This window comes from Halobacillus karajensis (assembly GCF_900108515.1).
Classification (GTDB): Bacteria; Bacillota; Bacilli; order Bacillales; family Halobacillaceae; genus Halobacillus; species Halobacillus karajensis.
This window is the reverse complement of sequence record NZ_FNWW01000003.1, coordinates 42,157-66,706: the sequence shown is the minus strand read 5'-3', so window position 1 is coordinate 66,706 and position 24,550 is coordinate 42,157. Positions and strand designations below refer to the sequence as shown.

Below are 24,550 nucleotides of genomic sequence, written 5' to 3'. Positions count from 1 at the left end.
AAACAATGGAACTGATCGAGTTATATCCATGGCTGATGCCAAGCCTGGTACTGATAACGGTTGCTACACTTATTGGATCCTACTTCAGCTTTAAAGCTGAAAAGTTCGGCCTCATGATGGCAATCGGAATGGTTCAGACATTTATCAGTACATTGCTTGCATCCAGTGTAGGACCCCTTATTTTCGGGATTGGATTGACACAATTTTACGTTGGCATCGTCAACATGAAAAGGGTGAAAGCTATGAGCCATGAGTAATCATGGGCTTATAGATCTTTCACCCTTTTTTCTATATACATACAGAGGTCCCCTATGGTCGGGAAACAGTCAAACTCTTTATTATAGGGAAGTTCTTTGTCACTGTTCGGAGGGAGCTCCCAATATTGAATAAGGGCTGCGAACGTTTCGAGAAATTTCCCACGATCATTCTTGTACAAAGATTTGAGGTCACTGTGTGTGGTCAAATGGTCCATCGGATCTTCATAGATTTCATCAAGATACATATGAACAAAATGAACGACACTTCGGTAAATCGCCACAACCATTCTCGGGTCCTGGATATTGGTCTCCCTCTCTTTCTTCTGTTGAAATACTTTGAAATTAAATAGTTCTCCCATTACCCCCACCTCACTCTTTTTATTATTTATTAATAGTTCTTGACGATTGTTGGTGAATCCTTCCCTAATCCCAAGATATTTTGCAAAAGTTTCGTACTCATGAAGGTTCCCCTCTTGTGGTATCCTGTAGGAAAGAGCTTTTTTAAGTGAGGGATTCTGGCGATGTTAAAAATCAATGGATTGATGGCGATGATGGTGCTGTTATTCATCGGCTGCCGTGCGAATGCCGATACGGAAGAACCGGTAGATATGACTCCAGTTGAAGAAAGTGAAATTACCTTTGAAGAACAAGAGTCGTCGAAAGACAAAGAGAAAAAAATGCAGCTGACACTTGAAAATACCACCTATTCTTTTGTCTATAAGGACTACCCTATTCTTTCCCAGTATGTACATAACTTTGATCAGCCCGAAGAACAACTGCGGCGCCTACCTTTTTCAAAAATAAAGAAAGATCAGTATAGGGTTGAATTTGCCTGCCATGAAGAACGCTGCTCCCATTTAATGATTGATTTTAATAAAAAAGACTCATACTTAATGAGCGATTTGAGCCGTCTTGTATCCACTCACGTTTCACCTGACCAACATTTCGTCGCTTTTATTTATCAACGGGACCATGATGGAGAACATAGACATCAACTGATTGTTATGGATCTTGATACCCTTGAGCCGGTGGGATTGGAACCGAATGGAGACCACCTGATCCCAAAGCCGAATCAATACCAATACGCGATCCATTCTGTTACCTTTATGGATGAAGAAAAATTGCAAATCACCAGTGATGATCCAATGGCCGATCCTTCCGTCGAGGAACCGGTACATTCATTATGGATTTATCAGTAGGAGGACAGTCGTATGAACCAAACAATCGAAACGATATTAAATCACCGCTCCATTCGACAATTCAAAGAAGTTCCAGTGACAGAGGAACAGCTGGATACCATTCTTGCCGCAGCCCAGCAAGCATCCACGTCCAGTTATATGATGGCCTACACCATCATTGGCGTGACAGATGAACACAAAAAAACAGAACTTGCTGAAATTACCGGGCAAGGATATGTGAAAAAAAATGGACATTTACTCGTTTTCTGTGCCGACCTTTATCGTCACACGCTGAATGCGTCCCCTGAACAGTACGAGCAAATGCTTTCAAATCTTGAAAACAGTGAACATTTTCTTGTTTCTGCGATCGATGCTGCTCTCGCTGCACAAAATGCCGCGGTTGCTGCTGAATCGATGGGTCTTGGAATTTGTTATATTGGCAGTATTCGCAACCAACTCGACAAGGTCGATGAAATCCTTCATCTTCCAAAACATGTCATCCCGCTATTCGGCATGGTCATTGGTGTTCCTGCCCATACCCCTGATCAGAAACCACGCCTGCCAAAAGCAGCCGTCTATTTTGAAAATGAATACAAACATGACCATGAAGCAGAACTCGAAGCGTTTGATCAAACGATCGCCGAATATTATCAATCCCGAAAGACGAACACACGTAACGATTCCTGGACCGATCAGATGCTTCGCCGTTTCACAAACCCCATGCGGATGGACGTCACAGGCATTGTGAAAAAGAAAGGCTTCAACAAGCAGTAAGGAGCTTTATCCTATGTATGAAACGATTACGCTGAACATGAAATGTGCCGACAATATCGCCGTTCTGACGGGAGCCGGGGTATCGACCGCGAGCGGCATCCCGGATTTTCGTTCCACTGAAGGGCTTTGGACCGAAGATCATGCACGGGAATATTACATGTCATCCGACTACTTCTTCCACGATCCGGAGGATTTTTGGAAAAAGTATAAAGCGATTTTCAGAATGAAGCTGTTAAAAGATTACCAACCGAATCTTGTCCACCAATTTATCAAAGACTTGGAAACAGACGAAAGAGAAGTATCGGTCGTTACTCAAAATGTGGACGGGCTTCATTCCTTGGCCGGCAGTTCACGAGTCCTTGAATACCATGGAACATTGAACAAGTCCAGCTGCCTGAACTGTGGGCGTTCCTATTCCCTTGATGAAGTGATGAAAGTCAACGTGCCCGAATGTGACCATTGTGGGGAGATTCTTAAACCGGATGTCCTTCTCTTTGGTGACTTGATTACAGCCCATGAAGAGGCAGAAGCTATCATAGAGAAAGCAGATCTCCTTTTGGTGATGGGGACGTCCCTTTTTGTTACTCCCTTCAATCTGCTTCCATATCTAGCTTTTGAACAAAACGGTACCACTTCTGTCATCATTAATAATGAACCTACAGAGAAAGACCATTTGTTTGATTATGTGGTGCATGAAGACCTGACAATAGCTGTCGAGCAACTAAAAAGCCGCGGTCTTTGAGCAAAAAACACATGAGGCGTACCTTGCTCCGTCAAAACAAAAACCAAAAGCTCCGTCCAAAACGGAGCTTTTGGTTTGTTATTAGTTTCCAAAATATGGAGTGCCTGGTCCACCAGATTATGGTATCCATTAGGCGAGTTTGAGTTTTTTGATCAGTGGTTTAAGTGTCAACCCCTGGATAATCAGAGAAAACAGGACGACAGAGAATGTAAGAAGTAAGACTTGATCTCGACCATCAAAATCCATCGGGAGGCTGAGGGCAAGGGCAATAGATAGACTTCCTCTCAATCCGCCCCAGTTAATCAGAAGCCTCTCTTTAGACGAAATCTCTTTCACCCAACCGGTACCGAGATAAACAGCGATCGTTCGGCCGACAATCACGATTATGATGGCTCCTGCGATATATCCCCAGTTCCCCGCAAAATCAATATTACGAATTTCCATCCCGACCATCAGAAAGATCAACGCATTGGCAATCAATGTCACAGAGTCCCAGAACGTGTTAAGATTCGTTTTCGTTTCTTTGGACATGCCGATTTTCGCACCGTAATCCCCAAATACAAAACCACCGACGACAACAGCAATTACCCCTGATGTATGGAAGTGTTCAGCAATAAAGTAGCTTCCGAAGAACAAAAGTGCACTGAAAGCGACCTCAAGCGGATAATCATCAAACACACGGATCACTTGAGAGAAAAGATAACCAAGAAGCAATCCGATCAACGCTCCGCCTACGGCAAATTTTAAAAACAAGAACACACCATTTCCTAAACCGATCCATCCCATTTCAATATACGTAAGCAGATAAATACTTGCGATTTTAAAGAGCACCACCGCAATCCCATCATTGAATAAGGACTCTCCCTCCATAATGGTAGACATTTTCTGTTTCACGCCCAGTGATTTAAAAATGGACAGCACACTGATCGGGTCTGTCGCACTCATCAGCGCAGCAAACGTAAAAGCAACAGCCAAAGGCAAATCCAGTAGAAAATAGGTCGCCGCCCCAATACTTAACGAGGAAATAAACGTCCCTAAAAACGCCAGTCCCAGTACGGTTTTCTTTTGTGAAAAAAGGTGGTGGAACGGGAGCTTCAAGGTGGCGTCTCCAAGCAGAATCGGTAAAAAAAGGGAAATAATCGTCGCCTGAAAGATCTCCGATTGGGTGATGTAGCGTTCAGCATCTTCAAGGACTGGAAGCTGGGTCATTCCGAGTACAAGCCCTACAAGAACAAGAGCAATAGAGTCCGGTTGCTTCAATAACTTTGCAATGGCAATGACGGTAACCGATACAGCCAATAGTAGTAAGATTAAAATAAAGACATCATGAAATCCATGCATTGAAAACCCTCCATTGTAAAATGACATCATTAGTCTTTCCCTTAATGACTACAATCTACCCATGAAACTAAAAGCAAACAATAAAACGAACTTGTCATTCATAGACAAGTCCGTTTTTTTCGATTTATTCAGATGGGGCTAAATGATGTTCTGCGAGAGTAACCGCGATTTCGTCTTCAATATCCTCTACATCATCCAAATAGTTATTAAAGACAAGCGCAAAAATCAAAGTTTCTCCATCGGCTGTCGTCACATACCCAGAAAGGGAGGAGACGCCGGTCAAAGAACCTGTCTTTGCTTTGACATTATTTTGGGCAGCCGTATCCTGCATGCGTGAGCGAATCGTACCGCCGACAAATCGTTCACTGTTTCCCGCGACCGGCAGGGACTTCAAATAAGCGGGAAACCAGTCTTTATCCTGCACTTGATAAAGGAGTTCGGATATTTCATGAGCCGGGATCATATTCACATGCGACATCCCTGACCCATCTCGCAGCCTGAGAGTGTCAGATTCAACCCCAATGTCCGACATGTAATCTTCGACCACTTCCAGCCCTTTTTCCCAGCTTCCCTCCTCATGAACCCGTTTCCCCATCTCTTTCACTAAAACTTCTGCGTGACCATTATTGCTAAGCTTCATAAAAGGGATATAGATATCCTCAAGGGCCATGGACTCTTTAGAGACCATTAATTCGGAATCTGCCGGTGTATTCCCGTGGATTTCCATATCCCCCTTCACTTTGATGCCCTGCTTGGTCAACGACTGCTTAAAAAGCTCTAAGGCAAGGCCGGTCGGTTCAGAAACCGCTATCCATGAACGTGACCGACTACCTTCTGTTGGAATGGTACCTTCCACAATGATTTGATTGGTCCCGTGCTTTCGTTCAATGGTGACATCTTTCTCTCCATCAGCAGGAACCGTTTCAGTCTGATTGACCACTTGTACATAGTCTGTTTCAGGTGTGAGTTCGATTTGAGCTGGCTCACCCTCTTTTTCAGATGGATAGGCGGCGACAATCACCGTTCCAGCATCATAATCTTCATTGGGAGACACCGTGAGAGCAGAGATTTGTGAACCATAATACCGGGTTTCATCATTCCATGAAATATCCTCAGATAAACGAACATCATCATACCATGTATCATCTGCAATTAAGTCACCTTTTACTTCCCTCACACCAGCCTCCTTTAAAGACTGCGCCATGGCATCAAGATCTTCTACCATTAAGGTAGGGTCGCCTTTCCCCTTTAGATAAAGATCCCCATGCAATTTATTTCCCTTTATATCTCCATCCGCCCACACCTCTGTTTGAAAAGTGTAGTCAGGTCCGAGCGTTTCCATGGCGGCAGCTCCCGAAAATAGCTTCATATTCGACGCTGGTTTCAACCGGACATCTGCATTTTTTTCGTAGAGAACTTCTCCTGTTTCAGCCAGCCGGATGCTGATACCTGAGAGAGCACCGTTTAATTTTTCATTTTGCAGAATCTGATCGAGTTCATGGTTCAATGAGGTATCCTCCTTCGAGGCATCCACTTCGGTTTCTACGGACTGATAAGGGGTGAACATCATCAATGCAGCAAGGAACGGAACAACAAAATGCTTACTCTTCATAGAAAACATATGTATGGATCGTCCTCCTAGAATATTTTGGTACCTTTAACACTAGCAGAAAATACAGAAAATTTTAACATTCAGTGTGGAATGAACAGAAAAACAGACGGTTGGTAGGGGTTCTTTTGTTCCAGTTTTCTTTAGGGAGGCCTATCCATAATAAAAAGCATGAAGAGAGCATCCGCCGGCTTTCTTCATGCTTCTGTTCAATAACGGCCTTTATTGAAAAGGGTGTTTTTGCGAAACTGAAAAGTATTGAAACCAAAAGCGAAATTCATCGAAAAAGGCAGACGGCGGCAGTTCGATATTTTCAAAGAAATCCTCCAGCAAGTCTGCTTCCACATCATCCAAGATCCCTGTCACATAGAGTGGTGTTTTAAAGCGATTATATAAACGTTGATACCCATAATCCGCAAACACTTCTTCCATTTGTCCTTCTGTCATGGCATGTCCACACTCCTTTTTACTAGGATAGCCGCGGATTCCCTATCCTATTCCAGGGCGATGAACCGTACTTTTTTTGACTTCTCTTCTTTCCTGCGTTATTCTTAGAAGCTCTTGAGGCTTCGCTACTCATTCGAAAATAGTTTTCAGGAGTGAAATTATGCCAAAATATCAAGTAGGGCAGGTCATCCAAGAGCGATGTACAAGCTGCTACCATCATGAAAAGAAAGTCATCAAAGTCGTTCCTAAAGAATTTGAAGATAAAATGGCTTATGTGGTCTGGACACAGTGCCCAGAGTGTGGAACCAACGATCATAAACTGATACCTAACGATTCTTAAACGGACATTCATATGTTTATCCGGGCAAAATTAAATCAGATTCATGACAAACAGGACTTCCTTATAGAGAAAGTCCTGTTTTCTTTATTGGGAAAATTCCCATTAAACACCAATGAAATCGATGTCATTAGCGAAAAATCAAACATTTTCGACAAATGTGGTCAAGGCTATTGTCCATTGCAGAGATTCTTGTTAATATTATGCTTTATTCCCCTGCAAAATTTCATTCACATCATAGAAAGGGACATGCATATGCAACAGAAACCATCATTCTCTACTTATGCCGTCATTGGTACGATGCTCTTTGGGCTGTTTTTTGGCGCTGGAAATTTAATCTTCCCTATTCAACTGGGACAACTAGCTGGAACTTCCTTCTGGCCGGCCTTAATTGGCTTTCTTGTGACAGCGATCGGTCTTCCCTTATTGGGAGTTCTCGCCATTGCGATTTCGGGCAGTCAGGGGTTAAATGATTTAGCAAGCAGGGTCCATCCCGTATTTGGAATCACCTTCGCACTCATCCTTTATTTAACGATTGGACCTTTCTTTGCCATTCCAAGAACAGCGACCGTTCCTTTTGTGGTCGGTTTTGAACCATTCCTCGATCCGGGCCAAAGCCGTTTATGGCTTGCATTATTCAGTTTCGTCTTTTTTGCGATTGTCTACTATTTCTCACTGAATTCTGCTAAAGTCATGGATATTGTCGGGAAATATTTAACGCCAACGTTTTTACTGTTCTTATCTATCTTAATCATTACAGCTATCATACAACCGATGGGCACTTTTGGAGCCCCGACCGGAGACTATGGCACGATGCCATTTATGACCGGATTTAAAGAAGGGTATAACACAATGGATGCTCTCGGTGGGCTTGCTCTCGGCATTATCGTTATCCAGGCGATTAAAAACAGGGGAATTACCGATACGAAGGTGATTGCCCAGACCACGTGGAAGTCCGGTTTGTTTACCATGGGGCTCATGGTGCTGATTTACGGCTTAATTACGTATATGGGTGCCTCCAGTGTCCAAGCCATTGGTCTTTTGGAAAATGGCGGGCTCACCTTTGCTGCGGTTTCCCAGCATTACTTTGGTGCCTTCGGTTCCATTTTGCTGGCGGTGATCATCGTCCTTGCTTGTTTAAAAACGAGCATCGGATTGATTATCGCCTGTAGCGAGTTTTTCCATTCAGTCTATCCAAAGATCAACTACAAAACATTTGTACTGATTCTATCGATCCTATCCTTTATGGTGGCGAACTTTGGACTGACAAATATCATCCAGTACGCCGTCCCCGTGCTGATGTTTTTATATCCACTGGCCATTGTTTTGATCCTACTAGGGGTTGGTTCCCGTCTCTTCAACCATAAGCGCAATGTTTATGCTGGCGCGATGATCCTTACCCTGTTTGTCAGCACCATCGATGGCTACAATGCGCTAGCGGGAACGATTCCACAGGTATCTCATCCATGGATGGAAGACATCAGTGATTTCTATGCCTCCTATCTGCCCTTCTATGAAACAGGGCTTGGTTGGATTGTACCAGCCCTTATTGGGGCCATGATCGGTTTTCTTTGGAAAGACAGGATTCAAGAAGAAGCCCCCGTTCTACAAAAAAATGCGGAAAACCTTTCTCATTAAAATGAAAAGAAGCTCAGAGTGACTCTGAGCTTCTTTCATTTTTTCTATTCTCTTATTTGATTCAATGCGTTTGACAACCCGCCGTCATCGATAAGTTGATAGTTGGTTACGGTACTTCGGTCATCCATGTTCACTCGCCCTGTCACTTCTATAGTCCCTTCATCTCTCCCTTCATAATTAACCTGTACAGTAAAAGTATAGGCTCCTTCTGTCCTTTCGCTTTCTTCTACAACCACATCTTTAACATCCGTGGAATAATCATTATTGTACGCTTCCATATGAGTACTCATCGCATAAGTACCGATGTATTCTTCGTACATCGCTTCATTAAAATAAGAGCCATAGATATCCTTTAAATATAAATCCAACTCAGTTGGCTCCTCTTTAGCAGAAGTTTCTCCGGTACCGATCTTTACCACATGGGCAGGGTCCTCCAATAAATTGACCAACTCATGATCAGGTCCTGTAAACTGATGGTTTACAATCGTTTCTATGATTCCCTTTTCTTCTTTAGTTGTCGTTTTAGAACCTGCAGAACAACCGATCATAAGCAGCAGGACAACAAGCATTAGTAAGGGAATGGCGACACGGGCCTGTTTTCGATAAATATACATCTCCTCCCATTCTTAACCTGTCTTCCATACCATACGGTTGGAAAGAGACTACGTTTCAAAATTCTCTCCGCAAAAAGAAGGCAGGCACAAGGCTTCATGCTAAGGAGAAAGCGTGAGGACATCTCCCGTATATTCCTCCGTCTTTGTCAGATGATAGTCTCCTTCCACCCAACTCGTCAGTTGATCATGGTACCAATCACTCCGGAAATGGCCAGATTGTCCTGGTCCAACGACGTGATACGCTTCATTCGTATCCGTCATATCGATAACGAAACGCCAGGAGGCCCCATGGTTGACAAGGCCTTGACGGTTGAACCCGGCAGCTCTTACAGTCACGCGACTGCCACTGACAGGATAAGGATCACCAGGGTTCAAGAAGCGTTCAAGGAAACCGATGCTTGATAAGGGGTGCGTGAATTCCACAGCATGGGCCTCTCCCCATTTCCATTCCGAAGGATCTTTCCCGTACTCTTCTGTCAGCTCTGCAAGCATCTTTTGGAACGCCTCCGAAATGACAACCTCCAATCCGCCGGCTTTCTGTATCCAGCGTGATTCCTCTCCCATTCTTAACAGTTCATCTGTCGTTTGACCAGAACCTGTGAAGAAAGCCTGCATCGAAGCAGGGAGATCCACATTATAAAGTTCCTCTTCAATTTTAGCCATCCAGCGATGAAAGACCAGGGGTTGAGCAAGATCCCTGTCATCCTCCCGATTCCAATTGTCCAACAAGCGGATCACTTCTTTTTCAAGATTTGTCACCACTTTTGTATTTTTCATCAACAAGGGTAAAAACTCTTCCGCCTGCAGGTTCTTTACATCCATTTGCATCGTTTGAAAATCTTCTGTCCTTAATTCATCCTTGCCCTCGAGCATCTCGGTAATCCGTTGATACCTATAGGGCTGGGCCCAGTTATAGCTGATATGGTAAGGATAATCCTCGCTGGTAATCTTGTTGTTGGCTGTGGCAATGGCCCCTTCGTCAGGATTGATTGTCATCGGCAGTTCCTCAAAAGGAATGAATCCCTGCCATTCGTCTTCTGCCTCCCATCCTTTCTGCGGAAGCAAAGCATCATCGGGGTCGTTGTAAATCGGAATCTGGCCATTTGCTTTATAGGCAATCGTGCCATCCTTACTGGCAAAAACAAAATTTTGGGCCGGCACCAGAAAATTCTCCAACCCTTTTTCAAATGACGCCCAATCAGATGCCCGGTTCATCTCGAGCACAGCTTCAAGTTCTTTCGTCGCCTCAAGAGCCGTCCAGCAAAGGGACAAAAGGGTGTCATTTCCAGGTTCAGCTGCAAAGTCACTAATGATGGGCCCATGACGGGTCTCCACCACTTCGATTTCCTCTGTTGATCCGCCTTTGACTTCAATCGTTTCTGTCCATACCTCCGCCTCTTCCCATTCACCTTCATATAAAAATTGCTTTGGATTCTGGGGATTTCTCTTTTCTAAGTAAAGCTGTTGTACATCGGGTCCGACATTCGTTACCCCCCAGGCGATATCTTCGTTATGTCCGAGGATGATCCCTGGAATTCCCGCAAAAATAACTCCCGATACGTTATATCCGGGTGCGTCCAGGTGCATCTGATACCAAATAGACGGCGTAGCCATACTTAAGTGCGGATCATCAGCAAGCATCGGTTTCCCAGAAGCGGTCCGCTCGCCGCTCACTACCCAGTTGTTACTGCCATTGAATTCATTTGGGATCACCGCGTGGGTAAGATTTTTTTCAATATCGACAGGTTCATGGTCAGCAAGCACAGTCGGCGCTTCGTCAGGGTATGTTGGAAACAACTCATAGGCTTCCTCTTCGGAAAAATTCTGAAGCAAAAAATAGTTGAACGCTTGACGTTCCCAGTGGCCGCCAAGGTCAAAGGCCATGTATTTGCCAATGGTCAGAGAATCAAGCGGCGTCCAAGGTTCTGGATCGATCCCCATCATCGCAAATTCTGGCGGCAGGGCTTCCTTCTGGATAAATGTATTCACTCCATCAGCAAATGCCTGTAAACGTGCTACTGCTTCATCGGAATAAATAGCAAGCGATTTCTCAGCTGCTCTTCTCAGGCCGAGTGTCCGGAAGTAACGATCCTGATCGACAGTCACTTCCCCTACCACTTCACTTATGCGCCCGGATGCCTGCCGTCGTGCCAGTTCCATCTGAAAGAGCCGGTCCTGTGCCTGCACATACCCTTGAGCCCGGAACAAATCCAGCTCATTCTCTGCTTGAATATGTGGAACCCCCTGCTCATCCCTCGTCACGTTTACTTGTGCCTGTAGTCCTGTAAGCTGGGTCTCCCCCTCTACTTGCGGAAGACTCCTAGATGTATAAACGTTTACAAATAGACTCGCACTAGCAAGCAGGAAAACAACAATGCCTCCCATCCACCAGACCACTTTTTTCCAACGCGGCTTCGACCTTTTCCCTTGATCTAACCTTTTCGCCGTTTCCATTCCCCCATCCCCCTGACGATTATCTATTTATATTATCTTATTTTCAATAAATAGATTAAATGATTTTCGAAACGGGTATGAACCGTATGTGTTCTTATATGGAGGTGAAAGAATGGAAAAAATGAAAATAAGTGATACATCCATGGAAGCAAGCCGTATCGGTCTTGGCACGTGGGCCATCGGGGGATGGATGTGGGGCGGAACCGATGAAAGAGAATCGATTCGAACGATCCATTCCGCTCTCGATCAAGGCATCAATTTTCTGGATACCGCCCCTGTGTATGGTTTCGGACGTGCAGAAGAAATCGTTGGCAAAGCGGTCGAACAGTACGGAAACAGAGAAGACATCCTACTCGCTACAAAAGCAGGGGTGGATTGGAAGGATGAAACGGTGTTCCGGAATGGAAGTACGAATCGTATCCATCAAGAAGTAGAGAATTCCTTAAAACGACTGAAAACAGATTACATCGATATTTATCAGGTCCACTGGCCGGATCCGGTCACACCAATCCACGAAACGGCGGAAGCTCTCGCTTACCTCTATAAACAAGGAAAAATCCGCGCGATTGGTGTCAGCAACTTCTCGCCAGAACAAATGGATATTTTCAGGGAAGCTGCCCCATTGCACACCCTGCAGCCCCCCTACAACTTGTTCGAACGTGACATCGAGTCGAAAACATTGCCATATGTAGAGGATCACAACATCACAACCATATCTTACGGCTCTTTATGTCGCGGTCTCCTGTCTGGAAAAATGGCGGCAAACCGCGAGTTTGAAGGGGATGACTTAAGAAATAAAGACCCCAAATTCAAACCGCCTCGATTCCAACAATACTTGAATGCCGTGTCAGAACTCGAACAACTGGCCGAAAACCGCTTCGGAAAAAGCGTCTTACAGCTGGCGATCCGCTGGGTTCTTGATCAGCCCGGTTCCGGCATTGCATTGATGGGCGGCCGCCGTCCCGATCAACTCCATCCGGTCGCCGATGTTGACAGCTTCACCATTGATGAAGAAACGAACCACGACATTGACGAAATTTTGTTTAAACATATCCATGACCCTGTTGGTCCGGAATTTATGGCTCCCCCTGACCGCCAGGATGTAGAATGAAGGAATAGGAAGCGGATCCTCACGACCTGGGGGTCCGTTTTTGATGATAGATAAAGAGAGGACGGGTACAATGATAAAGGGGAAAAGTTTAGAACCTTTTATTCTCGTCTATCGTATAAAAGAATGAATCAAACCTCAGGAGGTACGTGCTTATGGATATTCTTATATGGGTGATCATCATCGCCTGTTTCATCGCAAGTTTTGCGAGTGTCATCTTCCCGATCATCCCCGCTCCCCTTGTCCTGTGGATCGGTTTTCTTACTTATGGCTTTTTCATAGATGGCAGGGAGCTGTCCATATTTTTCTGGATCGGTGCTGCTGTTTTGACAGTCCTGCTCATTATATCTGACATTATCGCCAACAGCTATTTTGTGAAAAAGTATGGAGGAAGCAAATGGGGCGAGCGGGCTGCCGCCATCGGAGTCATTGTCGGCTCTTTCATCATTCCGCCCCTCGGCATACTTATTGTTCCCTTTGTACTCGTCATCCTTGTAGAGCTCGTTCAAAAAAGAGCGGCGGAAGAAGCCTTTAAAGCAGCCGTGGGATCCTTTTTCGGATTTCTCAGCGGCACAGTGGCCAAAATCGTCATCCAGGCGATGATGATCATTTGGTTTTTCTTTGAAATATAGAGGATGACGTTGGAAGGAAAAAGCGCTCTGCATTGGGAGCGCTTTTTTCTCTACTTTCCCATTCCTTTCAAGAAATGAAGAAGCATCGTAATGCTTCGGTTGATTTCTGGATCTTTCAAAGCTTTCGCAAGGTCAAGAAATGAGGTGTGGTCTGTTGTTCCTCTTCCTTTCATGGTCTCCAAACCATGATTCAACCTCAAGCTCAATTCTCGTATTCCCCTCATATCGATTTCTCCTAGTAAGAATACAAGTTCCGGTAAATTGCGGAGCAGTGGTTCATACTGATCTTTATCGATTTCTTTCACCACATTCGCTAATGTTTCGTCCTTTGCTTTCACAAATGCGGTCATGGCATCAAGGCTCCCCTCATCATCCAGGGCTTTCAACAGCTCGACCCCTTTTAAAATCGAATCCTTATGGTCAGCTACCGCTTCCTTCACTTCCTGAACATCTTGTTCAACCTGGTCTTCTCTTGACACTTCGTACCTTTTAATCTTTGAAATAGCCTTTGCCATCATCGGCCCCCCTGACTGCCTGGGAATACATAATCTTCCCGCTGCCATTTCTTCTCCACTTTGACTCCTATTTGCGGAACAGGATTTCCCCGTCGATGGTTATTATACGGAATAGGTGATTTCCCTTTTTTCTTCAAGACTTTCATCTTCACAGCCACTTCCTTATAGGCGGGTGTATTGGTATCTTTGTCGACACGATTGTCGGTCAAGTAGTTGATGGCCGATTTCCCGTTGTCGTTTAACGGGAGAAACAATTCCTTGCCGCGGACACGGTCGGTGACGGTGACCACTCCTGTCGCTTCCCCTGATTCGGAAAGGAGCTTAACTTCGGCCCCTTCTTCAATGCCGCGCTCCTTGGCGAGCTCTTTCGAAACCTCAATAAAAGCACTCGGCGTCTTCCGTTTGATGCCGCTCGATTTATACGTCATATTCCCTTCGTGGAAATGCTCAAGCAGGCGGCCATTATTAACATGCAAGTCGTATTCCTCATCGGTGTCATACATCACTTCATATTTCAACGGATACAGTTTCGCTTTGTGATCATCGAAAGGAAAACCTTCCGTGAATAAGAGCGGCTGATCGGTCCCATCCTCGGCGACCGGCCACTGTAGCGAGCCATAGCCTTCCAACCGATCATAATGGACACCTGCAAACAGTGGAGCCAGACTTGCTGCTTCGTGCATAATCTCTGAAGGATGGGTATACCCCCAGTCACGGCCCAGTTCCTTCGCAATCAGCTGAATGATTTCCCAATCCGGCTTTGTCCCCTCCAAAGGGGCAAAACTTTGGTAAAGACGCTGAATGCGCCGCTCCGTATTCGTAAATGTTCCCTCTTTTTCAAGACTTGGAGCAGCAGGCAGAACAACATCGGCATATTCGGCCGTCTTCGTAAAAAATAAATCCTGCACAATAAACAGATCGAGTTTTTCAAAAGCAGCCGTCACGTAATGGATGTTGGCATCGACAATCCCCGTATCTTCTCCCATTACATACATCATAGAAAGGTCGCCCCTGTGAATCGACTCAATCATTTCATGATTATCCATGCCAGGTTCTTTCGGGATCACCGCCCCCCACGCTTTTTCATAACGGGCACGAACCTCATCATCGGTTGTTGGTTCATAACCGGGGAAGAAGTTCGGCATACTGCCAAAATCACTACATCCCTGGACGTTATTGTGCCCCCGCAAGGGATACGCCCCCGTCCCCGGCTTGCCGTAATTCCCTGTAATTAAAAGCAAATTACTGATCGCCGTACTCGTATCACTCCCAAGCATATGCTGGGTGACACCCATTGCCCAGCATACCGCGACCGTTTCTGAATGGGCCACTTCCTTGGCGACCCTTTTCAATTCCTCTTCAGGGATGCCCGTCAGATTGGAAGCATAATCCATTGTGAACGGCTCCAGACTCCTACGGTATTCATCGAATCCATTGACCCATTCCTCCAAGAATGGCTTATCTTCCCATCCTTGATCGAGGATGTATTTCGTTACCGCAGACAACCAGACGAGATCGGTACCAGTCTTCGGTTGATAAAAACGGTCCGCGCGTCTCGCCATCTCATGTTTTCTCAAATCAAACACAAACAATTTCTGCCCGAACAGTTTTTGCGACCGTTTCATTCGTGACGCCAGAACAGGATGAGATTCTGCGGTATTGGATCCGATTATCAGTGCAAGCTTACTTGCGGCGATGTCATCAATCGAACCGGAATCTCCTCCATAGCCGACGGTTCGGAACAATCCTTTCGTTGCGGGTGCCTGGCAATAGCGGGAACAATTATCCACGTTGTTCGTACCGATCACTTGGCGGGCTAATTTCTGCATGACATAGGATTCTTCATTCGTGGCTTTCGACGACGAAATGAATCCCAGATGGTCAGCCCCTTTTTCTTCTTTAATTTCAGTCATGCGATCGGCAACATAGGCAATGGCTTCCTCCCACTCCACTTCCTCAAAATGGTCCCCACGGCGGATCAAGGGATACTGCAGACGCTCATCGCTATTGACATAATCCCAGCCGAACTTCCCTTTTATACAGGTGGAAATTCCATTCGCCGGAGATTCCGCACTCGGTTCGACCTTGAGAATTTCCCGGCCTTTGGTCCAGACATCAAAAGAACAACCGACTCCACAGTAGGTACAGACGGTTTTTTCTTTTTTAATGACATGTTCCCGCATCGCTGCCTCTGAATCAGAGACAGCAAAAAGAGGACCGTACCCCGTCTCCACTTTTTTTGTGAGGTTGATCATCGACTTCAGGAGACCGGGCTCTGTACCAGTCATAAAACCAGCTTGCCCCTCCATGCCTTTTTCCATCATGGCATTACATGGGCAGACCGTGGAGCATTGACCGCAGTTGACACAGGAAGACTCGTCGATGGGGACATCATGATCCCAGATGACCCGCGGTTCCTGACGATCCCAGTCTATCGTGAGGGTTTCATTCACCTGCACGTCCTGGCAGACTTCCACACAACGCCCGCAAAGAATACATTGATCGGGATCATAGCGATAAAACGTACCCGATTCATCTTTCTCATAACTTGTCGGTTGAAAAGACTGGGACTGATGATCCAGTCCGAAGTCAGCCATAGTATTATGAATTTCGCAGGACCCGTTATTATAATCACAAACCGTACAGTACAATTCATGTTTCTCTAAGATGCGTTCAAGGGATTCCTTCTGAGCCTTATGTACATGAGGAAGTTTCGTCTGGACTTTCATCCCAGTCTTGATGGTCGTGCCGCACGCCCTCGTTCGTTCCCCATCGACCTGAACGATACATGTATCGCATGTCTGGATGGGACCGAGAGATTCGTTATAACAAATCTGCGGCACTTGTTCATCTGTTGAATTGATCAACTCCAGCAAATTCTGATCAGGTTCAGCCAAATATTCCTTTCCATTAATGGTCACGACTATGTGTTCATTCACTCGTCATTCCTCCTTCGTTACAGCTATACGACGGGAATGGGTGTAGACATTCATCCGCTTTCCACGCAGGAAACCGACAGCCGTCATATTCAAATCATCCGCAAGCTCCAAGGCTAAGTCTGTTGGTGCTGACTTGGATAACAAGATCCCTACTCCCATCTTCGATATTTTCAAAAGAACTTCCGAGGAAATCCTGCCGGTAAATAGAATCATCTTCCCTTTTCTACTTATATTTTCCTTTAATAAGTATCCATAGAGCTTATCCAGGGCATTATGTCGGCCAATATCTGTATACGCTTTCAAAATTCCTTTCTTACATGCGATTGCTGCTTGATGTACACCGCCCGTCCGCTGGAACATATCTGCATCGGTTTGAAACTCCTCCATCCGCCTGTAACAAAGGTCAGGAGAGAAAATGGTTTCATCCATCACCGTACGGGCAGTCATCGCATCACTCTGAAAGTAAAAAGCCCGGCTAGTTCCACAGCAGGAGCCAAGCCACCTTTTCTGCCCGCTGTGTGCAGGCGGGAGTTTTGTTGTCGTCTCGACATAAGCGAATCCACGGTTCTCATCAACCTCCAGTTGCTTGATTTCATTCACCCGGCGAATGATGCCTTCAGAAGCAAGAAAGCCGGTAACCAACACTTCCATATCCAGAGGCGTACAGACCATCGTCGCAAATTCTTTCTCATTGACGATAACCGTCAACGGATACTCTTCTGCAATCTCATCCTCCACAGAGGTCCATTTACGTTCTTGAAATCTATCCATCTGCCAGGATCTTGTTCTCACCCATTTCCCTCCTTCCCAAAGCTTCCTTTATACATTCCCGCCCCATCGATCAAACAAACACCCATCCACTAAACTGGGACAGGTGCCTGGCACGGACGGTTATTCTTTTATTTCGCTTTTGGATATTCGGATTCCTTCCTTGAGATCCTACAACGAATTAGATTTGAATCTCCTTCCATTTTCAAAAATTATTCACCTCTGCACAACGACTGGCCACATTTCCACTGGGTTCAGCTCATAACGATTATTTTCTCTGTACATAAATTGCTGCATCACCCATTCCCGTCTCACAGTCGCAAAATCATCATAAAAGGTTTGGATATATTCGTTTACCTCTCTTTCTTCGTACGTTTTCCCGTGTTCAAACCATTGCACAAAATAAGCAAGAACCACATTCTTTTTCTTCAACTGACGGGGCATCTGTTTCAATTTCCCATCCACTGTTACAAAATTCCGGGTGATTTTCGCTTGATCTTCCTTGTTCACTTTCAATTGTTCGGCAACCACTCGTTCATCATCTCCAATCCTTAGGATGGCAGTTGACATAAATTCCAATTTCCGCTCATCCAAATGAAAATAAATGGTATTCTTATCTCGTCGTGAAACCACAAGCCCTGTATCTCTCAACTTTTTTAAATGATGGGTGATCGTCGGCGGACGCAGTCCAAGCTTCCCGGCAATGGCCTGTCCGTGAAGGGGTCCTCGCCGAAGTAAAGCGATAATTCGCAGCCTAGTCGGATCACCGACAGCTTTATGAAAAGCCACCATTTTTTCTAATTGCATATCCCCACCCCTAATTCAATTAATATCTAATTAAACATTAATCTAATTAGATGGTCTAGTCAACCCTTTGTTCGAATGGATGGTCTATCCAACTATGAAACTTATTCGGCCTTCCTCTTTCTCTTCTGGCTGATCCCTTCGTATCATCTCTTAAGGATAAAGAAGGCCGCCAAACCTGAGGGTTGACGACCAACATCGACTATTCTTCTACAACATTTCCTTCAGCAGGAATGGGGTGAACTTTCAATATCCTTGCCAGATGCATCGTATTATAGGCAAGCATCTTCACATGTTTTTTAGTAAATTCATTTTTAATGCCATCCGCCTCTAAGTAAGATGGTCCTGGGCCAGCTTCTCCAAGCCAATAGGCATCAACGTTCGGGGGAATAACAAAACCAATATGAGATAAACCAAACAGAATGGAAGAAGCTGCTTTTTTGGCACCATCCTCATTGCCTGTAATGATGACACCGCCAACTTTATTATAAAAGATCCCCTGCCCCTTCTCATTGGTTTCTCCACTGCTTCCATACAGCCTCTCCATTGTTACAGCGGCCAGGCTGCTTTTTTCACCTAGCCATATGGGGCTTGCGATTAAAATGATGTCTGCTTCTTTCACTTTTTCAAAAATGACAGGCCACTCATCTTCTCCCCCTAAATCAGCGCTTATCCCAAAGGGGATATAATAATCCGCTAACCGTATCACTTCCGTTTCCACTTGTTCTTTCTCTAAAAGACTTGTCACTTCCCGACTAAGCCCTTCTGTATTGGATGGCTCCCTTTGGGTCGATTTTTTTAATGAAGTGTTCAGTACGAGTGCTTTGATTTTTTCCATCTTTCTCCCTCCTCGTACTTCCGCTCATTCCCGCATAGACATTTATTCAATCATCAAGTATCAGGACTGTATCATGTCCTTTAAAACAACACGGTCTATGTTTCCTTTCCCAAGCTCCCGCTCTTTAAAGTTTTCCGTATGCAAATAAGAAGTCAACGCTTCAGAAAACTCATGAATCGCAGGTATTCCATCGGCGAAAGCAGGGAGAGGAGCAGTGGCAACAATCGAAAAAGGAGCCATCACTTTTGATTTCATCACCTTCCCTCTCATTTTTATGTCTTCAGGTTTTTTTACAAATCCCTGCTTTAGAGAGCTGATCAGCAGAGCTAGTGAATTTTATGTTTAAATGCAAAAAACACGGGTATTATTCACTACGTAGCAGCTATTAGAAAGGAGAGATGAGAGATGAAACCAACGGTTCGCGAATACACGAATGATGAAACATTAATGAAGGATGTAAAGAGGTTGAAAGACGAAGGAATCGATAATCAGGACATTTATATCCTTGCTCACGATGACGACCGTACAGACCGCATCGCCAAAAACGTGAATGCCAACACTATTGGTTTATCTGAACAGGACACGAAACAGGTAGTCAGCAATCTCTTCAGTAAACAAGGTGATGAATTACGTACAAAATTACAGGAAATGGGCGTCTCCGAACAAGAAGCAGCAGAGTATGAAGAAGATTTAGATGAGGGAAAAGTTCTTCTCCTCGTAACCAATCCTGCGAAAGCAGAACCTTTACTATAAGAAAAAAACAGCGCACAGGTTTTCAACTTGTGTGCTGTTTTTTTATAAGCAGGAGAAATCCGCTGGGATGTGATTAAAAAGGACATTCGATTACGTTCCGCACCACCTCCAAGCCTGCGTGCTATTTTTAAGATGTGCCTAGTATTGCGATGATAACAAGAATGATCCAAAACCACTTTTATCTCCGGAGCCCTTTCAAACGGTCCATAAGGGAGCCTCCCCCAATAAGAGTGCCTATTTAATTTCCCCCCCCCTTTCTCAAATCATCATCCCCAAACATTTCGAAACTGTCTCCTTTTTTCAACAGCTGAACAAAAATAAACAAAAACCCCGTACGATTTTCTCAATCGCACGGGGGTTTGAATTAATGGGTGAGCAATGTTGGTCGCTTTATAAACAATAGGCTGACGACAATACTGCTTAATAGGAAAGCCGGCAGCATGTAGCCACCATTATAAACGAGTGAATACAACCAAACGGGCTGCCCTTCTGGCGCGAATTCACCGTAAAAAGCAATCCCTGCAAAAAAGTGTCCGAAAAACCTCAGCACACTGCCAATCAAACAGCCGACAATGATCCACCTGACCAACCGCTTAGACTCCTTCGATTTGATGGCTTCCCATAGGGGTTTCGCCACAAGCCCAGCTGCCCCGATGACCGTAAAAGCGACGACATAGTCAAGGAAAGCCTGAACAGGTGTCATAATATAGGCGCCTGTGAGAATTTGATAGATTCCTAACAAGAATCCCGTAGTCAGGCCGCCTTTCAATCCCCAGCGAAACGCCATAATGAAGACAGGGACCATTGCAAAAGAGACAGATCCTCCCTGTGCCCACAATTTAAAAGATAAAAATGGGATGATGTCCAGCAGTAACGCAAGGGCGGAAAAGATCGCAATCTCAACTGTGAATAAGACCCGATGATTTCTCATTTCAACATACCTCCTAAAAAAAGACACAAAAAAAGCAACACCTAATAGGGAAGCTTCCTGATGGAGGAATCCCAATTTTGCATTGCACCATCAAAAAAGCCGCCATCCCTACGCCAGTATTAACTGACAGGTTCGAAGGGTCAGAACATATCCGTTCACTCTCAGCCGGAAGGCTCCCCTTGAAGGCTTTATACCGTTTACTTTTCTTGATTTGCTTCCTATTATAATAAACTTTTTGCTAGATTACAAAACCTTTTATTTCCCGGGCAATCTATCATTTAGTATTGGTATACATTTCGAAAAACTCCAAACTTCGCTCCATAATCATTTCCTTATCTTGGTCCAATGTTGCGACATGATAGCTGTTTTCAAGATGAATGAGCTCTTTATGTTCCGAAAATACGGATTCAAAAATGACTTCCGAGTTATATGGGGGAACGACATGGTCCTCATCGGATACGAAAATCAAAATCGGACAGTGAATCTCGTCCAAGCGCTGTTTTACCTTATCCATCAAGGAAACAAGCTCACCGATCGACCTTACTGGCGTACGTTCATAAGCCAGTTCGACGGTCTCTGGATCTTTAATATCGATCCAATAGCTGCGATGAAACGGCCCTCCGCATCTGTCCTGTTTGCTAAAGCGGGAATATCTATGGCCGCATTAATCGGAATGACCCCTGCAATCCTCTTGTATTGACTGGCCATGTAAAGGGCGAGGGTCCCACCCATAGATAAACCGACAACGAACACCTTCTTGCATCGCTCTAAAAGCCACTCGTACGCGCTTTCCACAGACGCTATCCAATCTTGGTAACTTGTGGTTTCCATATCTTCCGGAGTAGTTCCGTGCCCTTTCAACCGGGGACAATAAACGGTATACCCTCCCCTTGCATAGGCTTCTGCTAATGGTTTTATGCTTTGCGTTGTTCCGGTAAAACCGTGCGAGATGAGAATCCCGACTTTATTACCCTCGAACCGGATTTCTTCGGCTCCATTCAGCACCTTTTCCATTCAACCCAGCTCCTTTAGTTTTTTCCTTCCCAAGAAGTTTTTGCAAAACGGTAGTCTCCAACCACTTCCATGGCAACAAGCGTTTGATCCATACATTGGTTCTTACACCCGGACCGATCGGATACCGAAGTTTAGCCAGCTCCTCTTTTTCCATAAGTTCAGTCATCAAGGTAGACACGTCCTGAGGATTTCCGTGGTCCTCTCTATTCAAAGCATTCCATAACCCCTTTATGTAATCAGAATAAGGGGATGCAGGATTATACACAGATTCCGGCAGTTCCAGTCCAGATGACCAAATATTCGTTTGATAAGAACCTGGTTCGATCAAAGCCACATCAATGCCAAATGGTTTCACTTCCAATCGCAGACTCTCAGATAATCCCTCCAGGGCATGTTTGGAAGATACATAGGCAGACAAACCAGGGAAGCCGATCAAGCCACTGACACTGCTGACATTTAAAATCTTCCCTCTAGCCTGCTTACGCATAATTGGCAGAACCGCTTTCGTTACGGCAATCACCCCAAATACATTCGTTTCGAATTGGCGCCGGTATGTGTCAAGAGGCACCTGTTCTAAGAACCCTCCGACAGCATAACCGGCATTGTTCACTAAAACATCCAGACGATTAAGCTCATTCACTTGTTCAGAAAAACGTTCCAACGACTGTTCATCCGTGACATCCAGCTGCCACACTTCAATTCTTTCCTTAACAACTTCCTCTAGTCGATCAAAAGCGAATGCTTTGTCCATATTTCTCATCGTGGCAATCACGTGGAAACCTTTTTCCGCACATTTCACGGCCGTATGATAACCGAAGCCGCTGGATGATCCCGTAATAAGTACGGTTTGTTTCATGGTCAAACTCCCCCTCGTGGTAATCCGTTCCCTTTATCTTTCGCGGTTACACATGGATTTTCCTTTTTCCAACACCTCTCTAGCCCTCTTTTCTAAAACTTTCAATAGATGTTGTCCTAGGATAATCGGAGTATCCGCCTGTACTTTTCGAATGCATGATGTATAGTTTCTGACATATTAATGTTAGAATGGTAAAGGTTATCGACCGAAATTTAAAAGAAAGGAAGTTTCATATTTTATGAGTACCAACATGAAGCTTCAGGCGCTTACCCCCTCCTACGACCCGTGGGAAGCGTACATGGATGTTGAAGAACACGGAAAAATGACGTTATCGAACATTGAATTTACGACGACAACGCTTTGCAACATGCGCTGTGAACACTGCGCCGTCGGTTATACGTTAGGTGCGAAAGATCCAGAAGCATTGCCGATGGACTTGATCCGCCAACGACTTGATGAAATTCCTCATCTTAGGACATTAAGCATCACCGGGGGCGAACCAATGATGTCAAAAAAATCTGTGGAGAATTATGTCGTTCCGCTCCTGAAATATGCGCATGAACGAGGCGTACGCACACAAATCAACTCAAACTTGACGCTTCCTTACGAACGGTACATCCCAATCATTCCTTATTTAGATGTTTTACATATCTCTCATAATTGGGGCACGATTGAGGAATTCATTCATACAGGATTTGCCCGTATGGAACGAAAACCTTCAGAAGAAAACAGGAAAAAGTTTTTTGACCGTATGGTCGAGAATTCCCAACGGCTTTCAGAAGAAGGAGTCATGGTATCAGCCGAAACGATGCTGAACCGGCGCACCTTTCCCTACCTGGAATCCATTCACGACCATGTGAAGGAAATGAAGTGTGCGAGACACGAGATACATCCGATGTACCCTGTAGATTTCGCCAGCAGTCTGGAAACATTAAGCCTTGAGGAAATGCGTGAAGGAATCAACCGTCTCCTTGACCATCGTGACGAAGACATGTGGATGTTATTCGGAACATTGCCTTATTACCCATGCAGTTCCTCTCAAGACGATTTAGACATGCTGAAACGCCTGTACAGCGAAAAAAATGTGACCGTAAGAAATGATCCAGACGGCCGCTCCCGCTTGAATGTTAACATTTTCTCAGGAGATATTATTGTCACTGATTTTGGGGATGAACCAGGCCTTGGAAACATTCAAAATACGAAACTCACGGACGCCTACGAGAACTGGCTTAAGACAGATACAGCCAAAAGCCTCAACTGCCACTGCCCGGCCGTCAAGTGTCTCGGACCGAATGTGCTCGTCAAAAACACATATTATGAGAACGTCGATTTTCAAAAGCGTCAAACGAACATCACCTTATAACAGGATAAGGAGGACGTTATGCCGACCTTTACGTACAAGAACCAAACCATCACTTACGATGTGCAAAGAAGCGAGGTCTCCTTTATCAAAATTTATCTCGATGATTTAAATGGAATAAAGGTTACCGCGTCTCCACAGAAAGACCAAGCTAAAATTCAGGCCTTCGTAGAGAAAAAAGCGGACTGGATTCTCGAAAAATGGCAGCAAACACATGAGAACCTCTATGTGATTGACAGCCTCGGACTTTCAGAAAACCAAAGAATTCCCTACCTCGGCCGCTCATACCAGCTGATCCTAGAAGGATCCGCGGAAGTCACCTTCGCTTTGCAAAAAGGAAAGTTCCGTTTTTCCTATCCAGAAAGCTGGACAGAACAAAAATCAGCCGATCAGCTGCGTACCCAAGCCAAACACTGGCTGTACAAAAAAGCCCATGAGAAATATAAAGCATGGACGGATTTCCAGGTGGAAGCTGAAGAAGACTACACGAGAATCGGGAAGAAGGAACAAGAAGTCATTCATTTGAACTGGCGGCTCATCCATACGTCAAAAGAAAACATGCAACAGAAGATTCAGGATTTATATGAAGAAAAGACAAGCTGACCATTACAAAAGGGAACGTCCAACCGTGGACGTTCCCT

Annotated in this window: 25 protein-coding genes, 1 pseudogene and 1 riboswitch; of the genes and pseudogenes, 11 read left to right on the top strand and 15 right to left on the bottom strand. The window is 44.9% G+C overall.

Annotated elements, in window-relative coordinates:
- Positions 1–5 precede the first annotated feature (5 nt).
- Positions 6–257, top strand: coding sequence for a hypothetical protein (locus tag BLW54_RS07510; RefSeq protein ID WP_035505760.1), 252 nt, complete (start codon positions 6–8; stop codon positions 255–257).
- Positions 258–265: 8 nt separating this feature from the next.
- On the opposite strand, the gene BLW54_RS07505 is transcribed toward BLW54_RS07510, so the two are convergent.
- Positions 266–616 (bottom strand): hypothetical protein, encoded by a 351-nt coding sequence (locus tag BLW54_RS07505; RefSeq protein WP_035505762.1) that lies wholly within the window; start codon positions 614–616, stop codon positions 266–268.
- Positions 617–778: 162 nt separating this feature from the next.
- On the opposite strand from BLW54_RS07505, the gene BLW54_RS07500 reads away from it, so the two are divergent.
- Genes BLW54_RS07500 through BLW54_RS07490 form a run of 3 tightly spaced genes read left to right on the top strand, consistent with a single transcriptional unit; the run spans position 779 to position 2,951 of the window.
- A complete protein-coding gene (locus tag BLW54_RS07500; RefSeq protein ID WP_074733775.1) occupies positions 779–1,456 on the top strand; it encodes a hypothetical protein in 678 nt (225 codons plus the stop codon).
- Positions 1,457–1,468: 12 nt separating this feature from the next.
- Positions 1,469–2,209: an oxygen-insensitive NADPH nitroreductase gene (gene nfsA / locus BLW54_RS07495; protein ID WP_035505766.1), complete on the top strand. Its 741-nt coding sequence runs from the start codon at positions 1,469–1,471 to the stop codon at positions 2,207–2,209.
- Between the two features lie 13 nt (positions 2,210–2,222).
- On the top strand, positions 2,223–2,951 hold the full coding sequence (locus BLW54_RS07490; RefSeq protein WP_074733772.1) for an NAD-dependent protein deacylase: 729 nt from the start codon (positions 2,223–2,225) through the stop codon (positions 2,949–2,951).
- Between the two features lie 129 nt (positions 2,952–3,080).
- On the opposite strand, the gene BLW54_RS07485 is transcribed toward BLW54_RS07490, so the two are convergent.
- From BLW54_RS07485 to BLW54_RS07475, 3 genes are all read right to left on the bottom strand, one after another.
- Entirely contained in the window at positions 3,081–4,292 is a 1,212-nt protein-coding gene (locus tag BLW54_RS07485) for a cation:proton antiporter (RefSeq protein WP_035505770.1), read from the bottom strand.
- A 124-nt stretch (positions 4,293–4,416) separates the two neighbouring features.
- Positions 4,417–5,904 (bottom strand): D-alanyl-D-alanine carboxypeptidase/D-alanyl-D-alanine endopeptidase, encoded by a 1,488-nt coding sequence (dacB, locus tag BLW54_RS07480; protein ID WP_074734103.1) that lies wholly within the window; start codon positions 5,902–5,904, stop codon positions 4,417–4,419.
- 219 nt (positions 5,905–6,123) lie between these two features.
- Positions 6,124–6,348, bottom strand: a complete 225-nt coding sequence (locus BLW54_RS07475; RefSeq protein WP_035505772.1) for a hypothetical protein — start codon at positions 6,346–6,348, stop codon at positions 6,124–6,126.
- A 160-nt stretch (positions 6,349–6,508) separates the two neighbouring features.
- Between BLW54_RS07475 and BLW54_RS07470 the strand changes: the two genes are divergently transcribed.
- Positions 6,509–6,688, top strand: coding sequence for a hypothetical protein (locus BLW54_RS07470; protein WP_035505774.1), 180 nt, complete (start codon positions 6,509–6,511; stop codon positions 6,686–6,688).
- Positions 6,689–6,940: 252 nt separating this feature from the next.
- Positions 6,941–8,323 carry a branched-chain amino acid transport system II carrier protein gene (gene brnQ / locus BLW54_RS07465; RefSeq protein ID WP_051744182.1) on the top strand — a complete coding sequence of 461 codons (1,383 nt, stop codon included), beginning with the start codon at positions 6,941–6,943 and terminating at the stop codon, positions 8,321–8,323.
- Positions 8,324–8,367: 44 nt separating this feature from the next.
- Here brnQ and BLW54_RS07460 read toward each other — a convergent pair whose 3' ends face one another.
- Both BLW54_RS07460 and BLW54_RS07455 read right to left on the bottom strand, forming a co-directional pair.
- A complete protein-coding gene (locus BLW54_RS07460) occupies positions 8,368–8,937 on the bottom strand; it encodes a hypothetical protein (RefSeq protein ID WP_074733770.1) in 570 nt (189 codons plus the stop codon).
- A gap of 99 nt (positions 8,938–9,036) precedes the next feature.
- The gene (locus BLW54_RS07455; RefSeq protein ID WP_074733768.1) at positions 9,037–11,391 is read right to left on the bottom strand and encodes a penicillin acylase family protein; all 2,355 of its coding nucleotides are present in this window, start codon (positions 11,389–11,391) and stop codon (positions 9,037–9,039) included.
- Between the two features lie 112 nt (positions 11,392–11,503).
- Here BLW54_RS07455 and BLW54_RS07450 point away from each other — a divergent pair, with 112 nt between their 5' ends.
- Positions 11,504–12,502, top strand: coding sequence for an aldo/keto reductase (locus BLW54_RS07450; RefSeq protein ID WP_074733766.1), 999 nt, complete (start codon positions 11,504–11,506; stop codon positions 12,500–12,502).
- A 152-nt stretch (positions 12,503–12,654) separates the two neighbouring features.
- Positions 12,655–13,131, top strand: a complete 477-nt coding sequence (locus BLW54_RS07445; RefSeq protein WP_035505784.1) for a DUF456 domain-containing protein — start codon at positions 12,655–12,657, stop codon at positions 13,129–13,131.
- A gap of 50 nt (positions 13,132–13,181) precedes the next feature.
- On the opposite strand, the gene BLW54_RS07440 is transcribed toward BLW54_RS07445, so the two are convergent.
- The 6 genes from BLW54_RS07440 to BLW54_RS07415 all read right to left on the bottom strand — a co-directional run bounded on the left by BLW54_RS07440 (position 13,182) and on the right by BLW54_RS07415 (position 19,250).
- Positions 13,182–13,649 (bottom strand): helical membrane plugin domain-containing protein, encoded by a 468-nt coding sequence (locus BLW54_RS07440; RefSeq protein WP_244153494.1) that lies wholly within the window; start codon positions 13,647–13,649, stop codon positions 13,182–13,184.
- The gene (fdhF, locus tag BLW54_RS07435) at positions 13,646–16,585 is read right to left on the bottom strand and encodes a formate dehydrogenase subunit alpha (protein ID WP_074733761.1); all 2,940 of its coding nucleotides are present in this window, start codon (positions 16,583–16,585) and stop codon (positions 13,646–13,648) included. Before fdhF ends, BLW54_RS07440 begins: the two co-directional genes overlap by 4 nt.
- A gap of 3 nt (positions 16,586–16,588) precedes the next feature.
- Positions 16,589–17,377 carry a formate dehydrogenase accessory sulfurtransferase FdhD gene (fdhD, locus tag BLW54_RS07430; RefSeq protein ID WP_231622333.1) on the bottom strand — a complete coding sequence of 263 codons (789 nt, stop codon included), beginning with the start codon at positions 17,375–17,377 and terminating at the stop codon, positions 16,589–16,591.
- A gap of 192 nt (positions 17,378–17,569) precedes the next feature.
- Complete coding sequence (locus BLW54_RS07425) at positions 17,570–18,160, bottom strand: DUF2087 domain-containing protein (protein WP_035505789.1); 591 nt, start codon at positions 18,158–18,160, stop codon at positions 17,570–17,572.
- Between the two features lie 199 nt (positions 18,161–18,359).
- Complete coding sequence (locus BLW54_RS07420; protein WP_035505791.1) at positions 18,360–18,995, bottom strand: flavodoxin family protein; 636 nt, start codon at positions 18,993–18,995, stop codon at positions 18,360–18,362.
- A 60-nt stretch (positions 18,996–19,055) separates the two neighbouring features.
- A complete protein-coding gene (locus tag BLW54_RS07415; protein WP_074733759.1) occupies positions 19,056–19,250 on the bottom strand; it encodes a putative peptidoglycan binding domain-containing protein in 195 nt (64 codons plus the stop codon).
- A gap of 150 nt (positions 19,251–19,400) precedes the next feature.
- On the opposite strand from BLW54_RS07415, the gene BLW54_RS07410 reads away from it, so the two are divergent.
- Positions 19,401–19,748: a YflT domain-containing protein gene (locus BLW54_RS07410; protein WP_035505795.1), complete on the top strand. Its 348-nt coding sequence runs from the start codon at positions 19,401–19,403 to the stop codon at positions 19,746–19,748.
- A gap of 364 nt (positions 19,749–20,112) precedes the next feature.
- Here BLW54_RS07410 and thiT read toward each other — a convergent pair whose 3' ends face one another.
- From thiT to BLW54_RS07395, 3 genes and pseudogenes are all read right to left on the bottom strand, one after another.
- Positions 20,113–20,679, bottom strand: a complete 567-nt coding sequence (thiT, locus tag BLW54_RS07405) for an energy-coupled thiamine transporter ThiT (RefSeq protein WP_035505797.1) — start codon at positions 20,677–20,679, stop codon at positions 20,113–20,115.
- Between the two features lie 88 nt (positions 20,680–20,767).
- A riboswitch (TPP riboswitch) is annotated at positions 20,768–20,869 on the bottom strand.
- An 84-nt stretch (positions 20,870–20,953) separates the two neighbouring features.
- Positions 20,954–21,693 (bottom strand): annotated as a pseudogene (locus BLW54_RS07400) (alpha/beta hydrolase).
- Positions 21,647–22,549 (bottom strand): SDR family oxidoreductase, encoded by a 903-nt coding sequence (locus BLW54_RS07395; protein WP_074733757.1) that lies wholly within the window; start codon positions 22,547–22,549, stop codon positions 21,647–21,649. Before BLW54_RS07395 ends, BLW54_RS07400 begins: the two are co-directional and overlap by 47 nt.
- Before the next feature lie 238 nt (positions 22,550–22,787).
- Between BLW54_RS07395 and yfkAB the strand changes: the two genes are divergently transcribed.
- Both yfkAB and BLW54_RS07385 read left to right on the top strand, forming a co-directional pair.
- On the top strand, positions 22,788–23,912 hold the full coding sequence (gene yfkAB / locus BLW54_RS07390) for a radical SAM/CxCxxxxC motif protein YfkAB (RefSeq protein ID WP_035505803.1): 1,125 nt from the start codon (positions 22,788–22,790) through the stop codon (positions 23,910–23,912).
- An 18-nt stretch (positions 23,913–23,930) separates the two neighbouring features.
- The gene (locus BLW54_RS07385; RefSeq protein ID WP_035505804.1) at positions 23,931–24,512 is read left to right on the top strand and encodes a YgjP-like metallopeptidase domain-containing protein; all 582 of its coding nucleotides are present in this window, start codon (positions 23,931–23,933) and stop codon (positions 24,510–24,512) included.
- The last annotated feature ends 38 nt before the right edge of the window (positions 24,513–24,550 follow it).

Bases quoted from the DNA above. Each gene is read 5' to 3' on its own strand.
- BLW54_RS07440 (WP_244153494.1), bottom strand. From the start codon at position 13,649: ATGATGGCAAAGGCTATTTCAAAGATTAAAAGGTACGAAGTGTCAAGA.
- BLW54_RS07490 (WP_074733772.1), top strand. From the start codon at position 2,223: ATGTATGAAACGATTACGCTGAACATGAAATGTGCCGACAATATCGCC.
- BLW54_RS07460 (WP_074733770.1), bottom strand. From the start codon at position 8,937: ATGTATATTTATCGAAAACAGGCCCGTGTCGCCATTCCCTTACTAATG.
- BLW54_RS07475 (WP_035505772.1), bottom strand. From the start codon at position 6,348: ATGACAGAAGGACAAATGGAAGAAGTGTTTGCGGATTATGGGTATCAA.
- thiT (WP_035505797.1), bottom strand. From the start codon at position 20,679: ATGAGAAATCATCGGGTCTTATTCACAGTTGAGATTGCGATCTTTTCC.
- BLW54_RS07385 (WP_035505804.1), top strand. From the start codon at position 23,931: ATGCCGACCTTTACGTACAAGAACCAAACCATCACTTACGATGTGCAA.
- BLW54_RS07470 (WP_035505774.1), top strand. From the start codon at position 6,509: ATGCCAAAATATCAAGTAGGGCAGGTCATCCAAGAGCGATGTACAAGC.
- BLW54_RS07410 (WP_035505795.1), top strand. From the start codon at position 19,401: ATGAAACCAACGGTTCGCGAATACACGAATGATGAAACATTAATGAAG.
- dacB (WP_074734103.1), bottom strand. From the start codon at position 5,904: ATGAAGAGTAAGCATTTTGTTGTTCCGTTCCTTGCTGCATTGATGATG.
- BLW54_RS07445 (WP_035505784.1), top strand. From the start codon at position 12,655: ATGGATATTCTTATATGGGTGATCATCATCGCCTGTTTCATCGCAAGT.
- BLW54_RS07450 (WP_074733766.1), top strand. From the start codon at position 11,504: ATGGAAAAAATGAAAATAAGTGATACATCCATGGAAGCAAGCCGTATC.
- BLW54_RS07500 (WP_074733775.1), top strand. From the start codon at position 779: ATGTTAAAAATCAATGGATTGATGGCGATGATGGTGCTGTTATTCATC.
- BLW54_RS07510 (WP_035505760.1), top strand. From the start codon at position 6: ATGGAACTGATCGAGTTATATCCATGGCTGATGCCAAGCCTGGTACTG.
- brnQ (WP_051744182.1), top strand. From the start codon at position 6,941: ATGCAACAGAAACCATCATTCTCTACTTATGCCGTCATTGGTACGATG.
- BLW54_RS07505 (WP_035505762.1), bottom strand. From the start codon at position 616: ATGGGAGAACTATTTAATTTCAAAGTATTTCAACAGAAGAAAGAGAGG.
- BLW54_RS07425 (WP_035505789.1), bottom strand. From the start codon at position 18,160: ATGCAATTAGAAAAAATGGTGGCTTTTCATAAAGCTGTCGGTGATCCG.
- BLW54_RS07395 (WP_074733757.1), bottom strand. From the start codon at position 22,549: ATGAAACAAACCGTACTTATTACGGGATCATCCAGCGGCTTCGGTTAT.
- BLW54_RS07420 (WP_035505791.1), bottom strand. From the start codon at position 18,995: ATGGAAAAAATCAAAGCACTCGTACTGAACACTTCATTAAAAAAATCG.
- BLW54_RS07415 (WP_074733759.1), bottom strand. From the start codon at position 19,250: ATGAAATCAAAAGTGATGGCTCCTTTTTCGATTGTTGCCACTGCTCCT.
- BLW54_RS07455 (WP_074733768.1), bottom strand. From the start codon at position 11,391: ATGGAAACGGCGAAAAGGTTAGATCAAGGGAAAAGGTCGAAGCCGCGT.
- BLW54_RS07485 (WP_035505770.1), bottom strand. From the start codon at position 4,292: ATGCATGGATTTCATGATGTCTTTATTTTAATCTTACTACTATTGGCT.
- yfkAB (WP_035505803.1), top strand. From the start codon at position 22,788: ATGAGTACCAACATGAAGCTTCAGGCGCTTACCCCCTCCTACGACCCG.
- nfsA (WP_035505766.1), top strand. From the start codon at position 1,469: ATGAACCAAACAATCGAAACGATATTAAATCACCGCTCCATTCGACAA.